A 12,146-nucleotide genomic window follows, 5' to 3' on the forward strand; every position below is an offset into this window, starting at 1 on the left:
AGCGTAGCGAGCGTGACCGACACGACCGACGCGCACCGCGACTCCTCGACCTCCTCCTCCCCCGCCGGCTCCGCCGCGCCCGACGCCCCGGGCCTGCCCCGCGTCGACGTCGCCGTGATCGGCGGCTCGGGCCTCTACTCGCTGTTCGCCCCCGGCACGGCCACGAGCCACGTCGTCGAGACGCCCTACGGGCCCACCTCGAGCGAGGTCACGGTCGGGCAGCTCGGCGGCAAGACGGTCGCCTTCCTCACGCGGCACGGCAAGGGCCACTCGGTGCCGCCGCACCGCATCGACTTCCGCGCGAACGTCTGGGCGCTCGCGTCGCTCGGTGCGAAGGCCGTCGTCTCGTCGTCGGCCGTGGGCGGGGTCAGCCCGGAGTACCCGCCGGGAACGATGGTCGTCACCGACCAGTTCATCGACCGCACCTGGGGCCGCCCCGACACGTTCTTCGACGTCGCGGGCTCGGTGCAGCACCTCGTCGCGGCCGACCCGTTCGACCCGGTGCTGCGCGCCGCGGCCGTCGCCGCCCTCGAGCAGCAGGGCGAGCCGTTCGCCGCGACCGGCACCTGCGTCGTCATCCAGGGGCCGCGCTTCTCGACGCGGGCGGAGTCGCTGTGGTTCCGCGCCGCGGGCGCGCACACGATCAACATGACGATGTACCCGGAGGTGCCGCTCACGATGGAGCTCGGCATGGGCGCCGTCAACCTGTCGTTCGTCACCGACAGCGACGCCGGCATCTCGCCCGAGGAGGGCACCGACGACGACGCCGTCAGCCACGGCCTCGTGATGGAGCGCCTCGCCGCGGCCCAGCCCCGCATCGTCGCCGCCATCGAGTCCATCGTCGCGGCGCTGCCGGCCGACTACGAGCCGCGCGAGCTGATCCCGGCGGCGGCCGTGGCCGAGGTCCTCGCACGGCCCGTCGCGGCGGCACGGTCGTGAGCGACGCGACCCGCGACCCGTCGGCCCCCGGCCGGCTGCTCGTCACGGGCGGGGCCGGGTTCATCGGCTCCGCGATCGTGGCGCAGGCGCTCGACCGGGGCTGGACGGTGCGCGTGCTCGACTCGCTGCGCCCCGACGTGCACGGCGGGCCCCCGTCGCTCGACCCGCGCGTCGAGTTCGTGCACGCCGACGTGCGCGACGCCGCCGCCGTCGACGCCGCGCTCGTCGGGGTCGACGCCGTCTGCCACCAGGCCGCGAAGGTGGGGCTCGGCGTCGACTTCCAGGACGCCCCCGACTACGTCGACAGCAACGAGCACGGCACGGCCGTGCTGCTCGCGGCGATGGACAGGGCCGGCGTCGGCCGTCTCGTCGTCGCCTCGTCGATGGTCGTCTACGGCGAGGGCAGCTACCGCACGTCGACCGGCGAGACGGAGCGCCCGGCGCCCCGCCGCGTCGCCGACCTCGACGCGGGCGTCTTCGACCCGCGCGACGAGCACGGCGAGCTGCTGCAGCCGCAGCTCATCTCGGAGGAGGCGCCGCTCGACCCGCGCAACGTCTACGCGATCACGAAGCTGACGCAGGAGCACCTCGCCACCTCGTGGGCGCGCAGCACCGGCGGGCGTGCGGCGGCCCTGCGCTACCACAACGTCTACGGGCCCGGCATGCCGCAGAACACGCCGTACGCCGGCGTCGCCTCGCTCTTCCGCTCGTCGCTCGAGCGGGGCGAGGCGCCGCGCGTCTACGAGGACGGCGCCCAGCGCCGCGACTTCGTGCACGTGCGCGACGTCGCGTCGGCGAACCTCGCGGCGCTCGACTGGACGGCCGGGCAGGAGCCCGAGACCTCCCGCGCCTTCAACGTCGGCAGCGGCACCGTGCACACCATCGGCGAGATGGCGGAGGCGCTGGCCCGCGAGGCCGGCGGCCCCGCCCCGGTCGTCACCGGGCAGTACCGCGCGGGCGACGTGCGCCACGTCACGGCGTCGTCGGAGCGGCTGCGCGTCGAGCTCGGCTGGAGCCCGAGCGTGTCGTTCGAGGAGGGCATGCGCGAGTTCGCGACCGCGCCCCTGCGGGCGGCCGTCGCCGGCTGACCCTGGGCCCGGTCACGCGGCGGCGGGGGGCGTCCCACCGCCGCCGACAGCGCTGGGCGGACAGGCGCGCACCCCGTTCGGGGCGGCACCGGCCGTTCCCAAGGCGGGCTCTCTACAGTCGGGAGGATGAGCTCTCCCCTGGTCGACGTCGTGCTGCCCTGCCTCGACGAGGAGGGAGCGCTGCCCTGGGTGCTCACGCGCATCCCCGAGGGCTGGCGCGCGATCGTCGTCGACAACGGCTCGACCGACCGCTCCGCCGCCGTCGCGCGCGAGCACGGCGCCCTCGTCGTCGAGGAGTCGCGGCGCGGCTTCGGCGCGGCCGCCCACGCCGGCCTCGAGGCCGCCACCGCCCCGTGGGTCGCCTTCTGCGACGCGGACGCCTCGATGGACCCGGGCGACCTGGTCGCCCTCGCCGCCCCCGTCCTCGCCGGCGACGCCGAGCTGGTGCTCGGCCGCCGACGCCCGACCACGCGCGGCGCCTGGCCCCTGCACGCCCGCCTCGCGAACCTGGTGCTCGCCCGCCTGATGCGCCGCGCCTCCGGCGTCGCCCTGCACGACCTCGGGCCCATGCGCGTCGCCTCCCGCGAGGGCCTGCTCGGCCTCGGCCTCGTCGACCGCCGCAGCGGCTACCCGCTCGAGATGGTGCTGCGTGGCTCACAAGCCGGCTGGCGCATCGTCGAGCTCGACGCCCCCTACGCCCCGCGGGTCGGCCGCAGCAAGGTCACGGGCACGATCCGCGGCACCTGGGTCGCCGTGAAGGACATGTCGCGACTGCTGCGCGAGGTGGGCCGGTGACCACCCTGGTGCTGATCTGCAAGGAGACCCTCCCCGGCCGGGTCAAGACGCGGCTGCACCCGCCCCTGAGCCTCGAGCAGGCCGCCGAGCTGGCCGCCGCGGCGATCCAGGACACCCTCGACGTGCTCCGTGCGCTGCCCGCCACGCGACGCGTCCTGCTCTTCGACGGCAACCGGACGCCGCCCGGCTCCGAAGACCTCGATGTGATCCCCCAGACCAGCGGTGACCTCGACGAACGGCTCGGGGCGCTCTTCGACGCCGTCGACGGCCCGGCCGTGCTCGTCGGCATGGACACTCCGCAGATGACTGCCGCCGACCTCGCACCCGTGCTCGACTCGTGGCGCGACGGCCCCGGCGACGACGTCGACGCCTGGTTCGGACCCGCCAACGACGGCGGCTTCTGGGCCCTCGGCCTCGCCCGACCGACCGGCGACCTGCTCCGCGGCGTCCCGATGTCGCGCGCCGACACCGGCGAGCACCAGCTCCGCCGCCTCGCCGAGGCCGGCCTGCGCGTGCGCACCCTGCCCGAGCTCGCCGACGTCGACACGATCGACGACGCGCGCCTGGCGGCCTCCGCCGGCCCCGAGACCCGCTTCGCCCGCCTGCTGCACCGCTTCGAGGAGCCCCGCTCGTGACCATCGCCTCCGACCCCCGCCCCACCTTCGGATCAGGAGGCGCGGAGCCCTACGCCCGCGCCCTCCGCCGCGAGGGGCTGCTGCAGCTCGTCCGCTCCCCCGGCAGCACCCGCGAGCGGGGCGGTCGCCCCGGCGACGCCGCCCGGGGCACCGCCCAGGCCGCCTTCGACGTCGCCCGCTGGAGCGCCGACGCCGACGCGGCCGACCTCACCACGATCGACGACGCGCGCTCCGTGCTCGACATCGGCTGCGGCCCCGCCCGGATGGTGCGTGCCGCCGTCGACCGCGGCCTCGACGCCCTCGGGGTCGACGTCTCCGTCACCGCGGTCGCGATGGCCGTCGACGCGGGCCTGCCCGTCGTCGCCGGCTCCGTCTTCGACGCGGGCCTGCCCGGCGAGGGGTCGTGGCACGTCGCCCTGCTGCTCGACGGCAACATCGGCATCGGGGGCGACCCGACCGCGCTCGTGCGCCGCGCCTCCTCGGTGCTGTCGACCGACGGATCGGTCGTCGTCGAGACCGCTCCCGACGCGCGCGCCGACGTCGCGTACGACGCCCAGGTCGTCGACGAGCAGGGCCGCGCGAGCGCGACCTTCCCGTGGGCCGAGGTCGGCCGTGAAGCCCTCGGGCGGCACGCCGCCGCCGCGGGCCTGCGGGTGGCTCAGACCTGGTCGGCCTCGGGCCGGACCTTCTGTCGCCTGGTCACCGCGAGGTAGACGGCGATCGTCGCCGCGGCGAGCAGGGCGAGCACGAGCCAGAGCAGCGCCAGCCGCGCGCCGTAGTCGAACGGCAGCACCGTGTCGTTCTTGGTGCCCTTCGCCTTCGCGATGATCTCGGGCACGACGACGATCGACAGCACGGCACCGACGATGACGGTCGTCTGGACGATCGCCAGCACGGCCGGGCGCACCCGGCGGCCGGCCCGCCGCACGACGAGCGAGACGGCGACGACGAGCGGCGCGAGCACGGCGTCGTGGACGATCACCGAGCCGATCAGCCAGACCAGCAGCCCGCCGTACCGGGTCGGGTTCACCGTGTCGGTGAGCACGTACCCGCCGAGGCCGATCAGCGCGACGCCGACGACGAGCAGCACGGCCCGGGCGACGCGGACGCCACGCCCGGTCGAGGCCGGCACGCTCGGGGCGGCGCTCGACGCGGTCATCGGACGACCTCGATCCGGCTGAGCCACTTGGTCTGCAGCACGCCGGGGCGGCCGGGGGCGATGACACGGGCCGGGTAGCCGTGCTCGATGTCGAGGCGGCTCCCGTTCAGCTCGAGGGCGACCAGCGTGGTCGGGTCGGTGGCGTACTCGGGGCCCATCAGCATGATGCGGTACCCGCCCTTCTCCTCGAGGCTCGTGAACTTCAGGCGGGCGTCGGCCGGGGCGCCGACGGCGCCCATCAGGTCGACGAGGCGCACGCCGCGCCAGGCCGCCGTCTGGCTCCAGCCCTCGACGCAGGCGATCGGCAGGCGCTCGTCGCCCTGCCGCATCGCCTCGAGGTCGGCGGCGCTGAACGACAGCTCGCGGTCGCCGTTCGCGACGGTGAGGCGCCAGGCCGGGTCCATCGCGGTCTCGAGGACGCGCGCCGCCGCGGCCGTGCGGTTGATCGGCAGGTCGTTCGGGCCGAGGCCCGCCTGCCGCGGCCCGAAGGCGTTGAGCGGCGCGAGCGCGGCGAACGACTGCCCGGCGGTCAGCACCACGGCGCCGCCGGTGGCGACGCCGACGCCGGTGAAGAAGGCCCGGCGGGAGACGACGGAGGCGCGGGGCGCGTCGTTCTCGTCACGCGCGCCGTCGATCCACCGGGTCACGCGACCGACGAGGCCCGTGGGCTGCGGGGCGGCCGCGGCCTGCCCGCGGCGCGGCTCCGGGGCCGCCTGCCGGGCGCGCAGCTCGCGGGCCGCCGTGAACTCGGCGCGGGCCGGGTCGAGCTCGCGCGACGGCTCGACGAACCGGCCCTCGGCGTCGTAGCTGTCGCGGGCCCGCCAGTAGCGCGTGATGAGCGGCAGCTTCACCGCGATGTGCACCGCGAGCGACCCGATGATCACGAACGACAGGGCGAAGTGCACCTGCTTGAACGGGAACGGCCACGGGTACCACTGGTACGTGTTGAGCAGCCCCGTGACGAGCTGAAGGATCGAGCTCGCGACGAAGAGGGCGATGGAGGCGCGCTCGAGCAGCTGCACCGGGTGCCGCACCAGCGGCGTCTGGAACAGCTGCGGGAAGACCGCGTAGAGCTTGCCGAGCAGCAGCGGGACGCACGCGATGCCGGCCGTGATGTGCACGCCCTGGCTCACCTGGTACAGCCACACGGGCGAGGTCGGGAAGCGCATCCAGGCGGCGGGCTCCTGGAGGAAGTGGCTGTAGAGGCCGGTCAGCAGGCAGACGACGAAGGCCAGCCCGAGCAGCCGCCCGAGCACCGTCGCCGTGCGGGCCGTGCGCGTCGGCGACGAGGCCGCCGTGCGGAGCGTGTCGAGCAGTCGTCTCATGGGGGCCGTCTCTGCGAGGTGCGGGAACGACCTCCCAGGGCGGAGTCGTCCAGACTGGTCGTGTGCGTACTCTATTCGCGGCCGTGGCCGTCACCGGATTGGCGGCGACCGTGGCGTGGGGCGTGCTGGAGCTGGGCTTCCTCGAGAAGGACCTCCGCGACTCCTACGTGCTCTGGACTGCCGCGTGCTGGGCCCTCTTCGCGCTCGCCGTCGTGCTGCTGCGACGGGTGCCCCTCCGGGCCGTCACGGCCCTGGTGCTCGCCGGCACCGCGCTGCTCGGCGGCGCCGCCCTCGTGGGCCCGCCCAACACCAGCACCGACCCGGCCCGCTACGCGTGGGACGGCATCGTGCAGGGCGCCGGCACCTCGCCGTACACGTACACGCCCGACTCGGGCGAGCTGCGCGACCTGCGGCCCGACTGGATCTTCCCGCCCGCGGCCGACTTCACCCGCGACGACGGCACGATCGGCCAGCGCTGCAGCCAGCCCGACCGCCAGATCCACCGCGCCTACGACACCGAGACCGGCGACGTGGTCTGCACCGCGATCAACCGGCCCGAGGTGCCGACCATCTACCCGCCGACCGCCGAGCTGTGGTTCTGGGCGGTGCGCTCGGTGGTGCCCGCCGACGTGGAGTTCCTGCCCTTCCAGCTCGCCGGGGCGCTGCTCGTGCTCGGCACGACGGCCGCCCTGCTCGTCGCCCTGCGGCGCCGCGGGCTCGACCCGCGGTGGGCGGCGCTCTGGGGCTGGTGCCCGCTCGTGCTCGGCGAGGGCGTGACGAACTCGCACGTCGACCTGCTCGGCGCCGTGCTCGTCGTCGTCGCCTCGCTGTTCGTCGCCCGCGGCGCGGGCTGGCGCGGCGGCGTCGCGCTGGGCGCCGCGATCGCGACGAAGCTCATCCCGGTCATCGCCGCGCCCGCCCTGCTGCGCCGCCAGCCGGTGCGGGTGATCGTCGCCTCGATCGTCACCTTCGCCGTGCTCTACGTGCCCTACGTCGTGTCGACGGGCATCGGCGTGCTCGGCTACCTGCCCGGCTACCTCACCGAGGAGGGCTACGAGGACGGCTCGCGCTTCGTCTTCGCCTCGGCGTACCTCCCCGACTCCGTCGCGACGCCCGTGGTCGCGCTCGTGCTGCTCGTCACCGGCGTCGTCGTGTGGGTCAGGACACCGCCCGGCGACCCGTGGCTCGGCCAGCTGGTGATGATCGGCGTGACCCTCGTCGCCGTCAGCCCCCGCTACCCCTGGTACGCCCTGCTGCTCGTGCCGTTCGTCGCGATGACCGGGCGGTGGGAGTGGCTCACGATCCCGCTCGCGCTGCTCGTGCGGCAGCTCGAGCCGGGCCAGGCGCTCCAGAGGTCGTCGCTCGCGGCGGCGGTGCTGGTCATCCTGCTCGGGACGATCCTCCGGGTCGGGGCCGGCTGGCTCGACCGGCTGGCGGACCTGGCGGAGGCGGGGGCCCGGCGCCTGCGCCACCCGCGCTGGCCGCGGGGCCGGGGCGGGCGTGCCGCCCTCGGGGGCAGGGGCGTCGCGGGCGCCCGGGGCGTCGGGGGCAGCTCCGCCGGGTCGGCGAGGTCGACCGGGGCCGCCGGGCCGCCGGGGGCGTCGGCCTAGGATCGTCGCATGCCGACCCGGTCACGCGCACCGCGCCTCCTCGCCGCCGCCCTCGTCGGGCTGGGCGTGCTGGCCGCCTCCGCGGGGTGCTCCGCCGGCGACGTGGGCGCGGGCGACGACTCGACCGCGGGCACGACCGCGCCGGGGCGCGCCACGCCCGCGCTGTCGGGCGAGGCGACCGTGCTCGCCGCGGCCTCGCTGACGGAGACCGTCGACCGCCTCGCCGCCGAGTTCGAGGCGGCGAACCCCGGCACGACCGTGACGGTCAGCTACGGCGGCAGCTCGGCGCTCGCGCAGCAGATCGTCTCCGGCTCGCCCGTCGACGCCTTCCTCAGCGCGAGCAGCGCGACGATGCAGACCGTCGTCGACGCGGGGCTCGTCGAGGGTGAGCCGACCACCTTCGCGCGGAACGCCCTCGAGATCGCCGTGCCGGCCGGCGACCCGGGCGACGTCGACTCCCTCGTCGACCTCGCCGACCCCGACGTCTCGGTCGCGCTCTGCGCCGTCGAGGTGCCCTGCGGTGCGCTCGCCCGGCAGCTGCTCGACGCCGAGGGCGTCGACGTCGTGCCCGCCACCCTCGAGCCCGACGTGAAGAGCGCGCTGACCAAGGTCGAGCTGGGCGAGGTCGACGCCGCGCTCGTCTACGAGACCGACGTCGCGGCCGCCGGCGACCGCGTGCAGGGCGTCGACGTCGGCGGTGCCGACGCCCCGACGACGGCGTACCTCGGGGCACGCCTGCGCGACGCTCCCGACCCGACCGTGGCTAACGCCTTCCTCGCGTACGTGCTCTCCGACCCCGGGCAGGACGCCCTCGCCGATGCCGGCTTCCGGGTCGGCTGAGGCCGGGGCGGCCTCCGGGGCGGGGCGCGGCGCGGTCGCGACGCCGCCCGGGGCCCGTGACCGCCGCCTCCCGGTGCTCGTGCTCGTGCCCGCGCTCGTCGGGCTCGCGCTGCTCGTGCTGCCCGCCGTCGCCCTGCTGGTGCGGGCGCCGTGGGCGACGCTGGCGCCGCGACTCCTCAGCGACGGCGTGCTCGACGCCCTGCGGGTCTCGCTGACCAGCGCCCTGCTGGCCACCGCCCTCAGCTTGGTGCTCGGCGTGCCGCTGGCCTGGCTGCTCACGACGAGCGACGGCTGGGTGGCGCCCTGGCGGCGCCTGCTGCGCGCCGTCGTGACCGTGCCGCTCGTGCTGCCGCCCGTGGTCGGCGGCGTCGCGCTGCTCTACCTGCTCGGGCGCCAGGGGCTGATCGGGCGGCCCCTCGACGCCGCCTTCGGCGTCACCGTGCCGTTCACCCTGGGCGCCGTCGTGATCGCGCAGACCTTCGTCGCGATGCCCTTCCTCGTGCTGAGCGTCGAGGGGGCCCTGCGCGGGGTCGACCGCGGGCTCGAGGCCGCCGCCGCGTCGCTCGGCGCGTCGCGCTGGTACGCCTTCCGGCGCGTGACGGTGCCGCTCGTGGCACCGGGAGTCGCGGCGGGCGCCGTGCTCTGCTTCGCCCGCGCCCTCGGCGAGTTCGGCGCGACGATCACCTTCGCCGGCACCTTCCCCGGGCGCACCCAGACCCTGCCGACGAGCGTCTACCTCGCCCAGCAGAGCGACCCCGAGAGCGCCGTCGCGATCTCGCTGCTGCTGCTCGCGGTCGGCGTCGGGGTGCTGCTGCTGCTGCGCGACCGGTGGCTGACGACGGGGGCGCGGTGAGCGGGGGCGCCGGGGCCGCCGAGCTCGGGGCCGGGGCCGGGCTCTCGGCGCGGCTGCACGTCGCGCGCGGGGCGTTCCGGCTCGCCCTCGACCTCGACGTCGCGCCCGGCGAGGTGGTCGCCCTGCTCGGGCCCAACGGCGCCGGCAAGTCGACCGTGCTCGGGGCTCTGGCCGGGCTGCTGCCGGCCGACGGGTCGGCGGTCGTGCTCGACGGGCGGCCGCTGGAGGGCGGCTCGACGGCCGGCGGCCGGGCGGCGCAGGGCCCGGCGGCGCAGGGCCCGGCGCGCAGCGTCCCCGCGCGCGACCGCGACGTCGGCACCGTCTTCCAGGACTACCGCCTCTTCCCGCACCTCACCGCCCTCGAGAACGTCGCCTTCGGCCTCCGCGCGCGGGGCGTGCCGGCGACCCGGGCCCGGGCGCGCGCCCGCGACGAGCTCGCCCGCGTGGGGCTCGCCGACCAGGCCGGGCGCCGCCCCGGCGAGCTGTCGGGCGGCCAGTCCCAGCGCGTGGCGGTGGCGCGGGCGCTGGCGGCCGACCCGCGACTCCTGCTGCTCGACGAGCCGCTCGCCGCACTCGACGCCGGGGCGCGGGCCGAGCTCCGGGCGGCCCTCGCCGAGCTGCTGCGCGGGGTCGCCGTGCCCACGGTGCTCGTGACCCACGACCCGGTCGACGCGGTCGCCCTCGCGCACCGGGTCGTCGTGCTCGAGCGGGGCGCAGCCGTGCAGCACGGCAGCCCGACCGCCGTGCTGCTCGACCCGCACACCCCGTACGTCGCGTCGCTGACCGGGGCCACGGTGTGGTCGCCGGAGGCCGTGCACGAGGGGCCGGGCACGCTGACCGCCGAGCTGCCGGGCGGGGTCGTGCTGACGTCGACGCGCCCGCGGGCCGCGACGGGGCCGCCCCGGATCGCCTTCCCGGCCGAGGCGCTGGTGCTCTCCGCCCCCGGCCGCGGCGGGGCCGGCGCGCCCGCGGACCTCCCTGCAGGAGGCGCGGTGCCCGCCGCCCTCGCCGCCCGCGTCGTCCGCACCGAGCAGCGTCTCTCGCGGCTGGCCGTGCTGGTGGCCACCGACCGGGGCGGTCACCTGGCCACCGCGGAGGTGCCGCTCGGCGACGCCGACCCCGCCGTGCTGCACGCGGGCGCTCCGGTGACGGTGACGGTCGACCCGGGCCTCGTCACGATCCGCTGACCGGCGCTCCTCGGAGCGGCGGGCCTTCCCCGGTGCGGCGGGTCGCCGTCCTCGCCGGCGGGTCGGCGGCCGCCCGCCGTCGAGGACGGCGACCCGCCCGACCCCGGGGGCCTGCACGGGCGAGGACACGAACCCGCCGACTCCGCCGGGACGACCCCCGACACCCCCGCGCCGAGCCGGCGGGAGCGCGACCGGGCCGGTCCGCGCCGTGGTCACCGCGCCTCCGGCCTGCGGCGTCCGCGTGGTTCGCCTACAGTCGTCGCATGACGGTCTCGCTCGGGTTGCCCGCCCTCCCCCGGCGCTCCGGCGAGGTCGGAGCCGGCAGCGCCGACGCCGGCCTCCCCGCGCGCCCCTCCGCCGACCGGGCCCCCGGCCTGCTCGACCGCTTCGGGCGCGTCGCCAGCGACCTCCGGGTGTCGCTGACCGACAAGTGCAACCTGCGCTGCACCTACTGCATGCCGGCCGAGGGGCTGCCCTGGCTGCCGAAGGACCAGGCCCTCAGCGCCGACGAGATCGTGCGCCTCGTCGCGATCGGCGTGCGCGACCTCGGCGTGCGGCAGGTGCGCTTCACCGGCGGCGAGCCGCTGCTGCGGGCCGACCTCGTCGACATCGTCCGTCGCGTAGCGGCGCTCGAGCCCCGGCCCGACGTGTCGCTCACGACCAACGCGATCGGCCTGGCGCAGCGGGCCCAGGCGCTCCGCGACGCGGGCCTCGACCGCGTGAACGTGTCGCTCGACTCGCTGCACGCCCAGACCTTCACGCAGCTGACCCGACGCCCCTTCCTCGACAAGGTGCTCGCGGGCGTCGACGCCGCGGCCGCCGCGGGCCTCACCCCGGTCAAGATCAACGCGGTGCTGCTGCCGGGCGTCAACGACCACGAGGCCGCCGACCTGCTGGCCTGGGCGCTCGCGGGCGGCCACGAGCTGCGGTTCATCGAGCAGATGCCCCTCGACGCCGACCACACCTGGGAGCGCGACTCCTTCGTCACCTCCCTCGACATCCGCACGCGCCTCGCCGAGCGCTTCGCGCTCAGCCCCCACGCGGCCCCGCGCGACGGCGCGCCCGCGGAGCGCTTCGACGTCGTGGGCCACGGTGCCGACGCCGGGCTGGCCGGCACCGTCGGCATCATCGCCTCGGTCAGCGACCCCTTCTGCGGCGACTGCCGTCGCACCCGGCTCACCGCGGAGGGCGGCGTGCGGAGCTGCCTGTTCGGCGACGCCGAGACCGGGCTCCGCGACCCGATGCGGGCGGGGGCCGACGACCGCGAGCTCGCCGACCTCTGGCGCGGGGCGATGTGGACCAAGCCCGCCTCGCACGGCATCGACCGACCCGACTTCGTGCAGCCCGCGCGGTCGATGAGCGCCATCGGAGGCTGACGTGACCCGAGCGACCCTGAGGTTCTTCGCGGCGGCCCGCGCGGCCGTCGGCCTCGACGAGCAGGTCGTCGAGCTGCCCGACGACGAGCGCGCGACCGTCGGGCGGCTGCTCGCCGAGGTGCGGCCGGTCGAGGGCACGTCGGCGGCCGACTGGCGCGACGTGCTGCTGCGCTGCTCGTTCCTCGTCGACGGGCTCACGACCCGCGACCGCGAACAGCTCGTGGCGGACGGCGACGTGGTCGACGTCATGCCGCCGTTCGCCGGCGGCTGAGCCGGGCGCGGCGCGGCGCGGGCTGAGCCGGGCGCGCGGCGCAGGGGCGCGGAGTCGGGCGGCGGCTG

The 12,146-nt window shown here is 76.6% G+C and carries 13 protein-coding genes; 11 read left to right on the forward strand and 2 right to left on the reverse strand.

Translation table 11 applies throughout. The features are described 5' to 3' along the window. Positions 1–12: 12 nt before the first annotated feature. From FHR77_RS09640 to FHR77_RS16035, 5 genes are all read left to right on the forward strand, one after another. On the forward strand, positions 13–939 hold the full coding sequence (locus FHR77_RS09640; RefSeq protein WP_341777308.1) for an MTAP family purine nucleoside phosphorylase: 927 nt from the start codon (positions 13–15) through the stop codon (positions 937–939). Beyond that, complete coding sequence (locus FHR77_RS09645) at positions 936–2,027, forward strand: NAD-dependent epimerase/dehydratase family protein (protein ID WP_167259906.1); 1,092 nt, start codon at positions 936–938, stop codon at positions 2,025–2,027. Before FHR77_RS09640 ends, FHR77_RS09645 begins: the two co-directional genes overlap by 4 nt. Before the next feature lie 126 nt (positions 2,028–2,153). Continuing rightward, positions 2,154–2,822: a glycosyltransferase family 2 protein gene (locus FHR77_RS09650; RefSeq protein ID WP_056056718.1), complete on the forward strand. Its 669-nt coding sequence runs from the start codon at positions 2,154–2,156 to the stop codon at positions 2,820–2,822. Continuing rightward, positions 2,819–3,457 carry a DUF2064 domain-containing protein gene (locus FHR77_RS09655; protein ID WP_167259908.1) on the forward strand — a complete coding sequence of 213 codons (639 nt, stop codon included), beginning with the start codon at positions 2,819–2,821 and terminating at the stop codon, positions 3,455–3,457. The genes FHR77_RS09650 and FHR77_RS09655 overlap by 4 nt, the downstream gene beginning before the upstream one ends. Continuing rightward, the gene (locus FHR77_RS16035) at positions 3,454–4,170 is read left to right on the forward strand and encodes a methyltransferase domain-containing protein (RefSeq protein ID WP_208380780.1); all 717 of its coding nucleotides are present in this window, start codon (positions 3,454–3,456) and stop codon (positions 4,168–4,170) included. The genes FHR77_RS09655 and FHR77_RS16035 overlap by 4 nt, the downstream gene beginning before the upstream one ends. Here the strand turns inward: FHR77_RS16035 and FHR77_RS09665 are convergent. Together FHR77_RS09665 and FHR77_RS09670 are read right to left on the reverse strand one after the other, a co-directional pair. After that, entirely contained in the window at positions 4,116–4,616 is a 501-nt protein-coding gene (locus FHR77_RS09665) for a hypothetical protein (RefSeq protein WP_056056722.1), read from the reverse strand. The genes FHR77_RS16035 and FHR77_RS09665 overlap by 55 nt on opposite strands. Continuing rightward, positions 4,613–5,941, reverse strand: coding sequence for a molybdopterin-dependent oxidoreductase (locus FHR77_RS09670; protein ID WP_167259909.1), 1,329 nt, complete (start codon positions 5,939–5,941; stop codon positions 4,613–4,615). The genes FHR77_RS09665 and FHR77_RS09670 overlap by 4 nt, the downstream gene beginning before the upstream one ends. Positions 5,942–6,003: 62 nt before the next feature. On the opposite strand from FHR77_RS09670, the gene FHR77_RS09675 reads away from it, so the two are divergent. The 6 genes from FHR77_RS09675 to FHR77_RS09700 all read left to right on the forward strand — a co-directional run bounded on the left by FHR77_RS09675 (position 6,004) and on the right by FHR77_RS09700 (position 12,078). Further along, the gene (locus FHR77_RS09675) at positions 6,004–7,551 is read left to right on the forward strand and encodes a glycosyltransferase 87 family protein (RefSeq protein WP_167259910.1); all 1,548 of its coding nucleotides are present in this window, start codon (positions 6,004–6,006) and stop codon (positions 7,549–7,551) included. A 9-nt stretch (positions 7,552–7,560) separates the two neighbouring features. Next, a complete protein-coding gene (modA, locus tag FHR77_RS09680) occupies positions 7,561–8,391 on the forward strand; it encodes a molybdate ABC transporter substrate-binding protein (protein WP_167259911.1) in 831 nt (276 codons plus the stop codon). After that, on the forward strand, positions 8,369–9,244 hold the full coding sequence (locus tag FHR77_RS09685) for an ABC transporter permease (RefSeq protein ID WP_167259912.1): 876 nt from the start codon (positions 8,369–8,371) through the stop codon (positions 9,242–9,244). The genes modA and FHR77_RS09685 overlap by 23 nt, the downstream gene beginning before the upstream one ends. Beyond that, positions 9,241–10,431, forward strand: coding sequence for an ATP-binding cassette domain-containing protein (locus FHR77_RS09690; protein ID WP_167259913.1), 1,191 nt, complete (start codon positions 9,241–9,243; stop codon positions 10,429–10,431). The genes FHR77_RS09685 and FHR77_RS09690 overlap by 4 nt, the downstream gene beginning before the upstream one ends. 263 nt (positions 10,432–10,694) lie before the next feature. Continuing rightward, the gene (gene moaA, locus FHR77_RS09695) at positions 10,695–11,807 is read left to right on the forward strand and encodes a GTP 3',8-cyclase MoaA (protein ID WP_167259914.1); all 1,113 of its coding nucleotides are present in this window, start codon (positions 10,695–10,697) and stop codon (positions 11,805–11,807) included. 1 nt (position 11,808) lies between these two features. Further along, complete coding sequence (locus tag FHR77_RS09700) at positions 11,809–12,078, forward strand: MoaD/ThiS family protein (protein WP_056056735.1); 270 nt, start codon at positions 11,809–11,811, stop codon at positions 12,076–12,078. The last annotated feature ends 68 nt before the right edge of the window (positions 12,079–12,146 follow it).

The sequence above is a fragment of the Frigoribacterium endophyticum genome, assembly GCF_011759585.1.
Taxonomy (GTDB): domain Bacteria; phylum Actinomycetota; class Actinomycetes; order Actinomycetales; family Microbacteriaceae; genus Frigoribacterium; species Frigoribacterium endophyticum.

Coding starts and splice junctions, on each gene's coding strand:
- FHR77_RS09650 (WP_056056718.1), top strand. CDS start 2,154: ATGAGCTCTCCCCTGGTCGACGTCGTGCTGCCCTGCCTCGACGAGGAG.
- FHR77_RS09665 (WP_056056722.1), bottom strand. CDS start 4,616: ATGACCGCGTCGAGCGCCGCCCCGAGCGTGCCGGCCTCGACCGGGCGT.
- FHR77_RS09670 (WP_167259909.1), bottom strand. CDS start 5,941: ATGAGACGACTGCTCGACACGCTCCGCACGGCGGCCTCGTCGCCGACG.
- modA (WP_167259911.1), top strand. CDS start 7,561: ATGCCGACCCGGTCACGCGCACCGCGCCTCCTCGCCGCCGCCCTCGTC.
- FHR77_RS09685 (WP_167259912.1), top strand. CDS start 8,369: ATGCCGGCTTCCGGGTCGGCTGAGGCCGGGGCGGCCTCCGGGGCGGGG.
- moaA (WP_167259914.1), top strand. CDS start 10,695: ATGACGGTCTCGCTCGGGTTGCCCGCCCTCCCCCGGCGCTCCGGCGAG.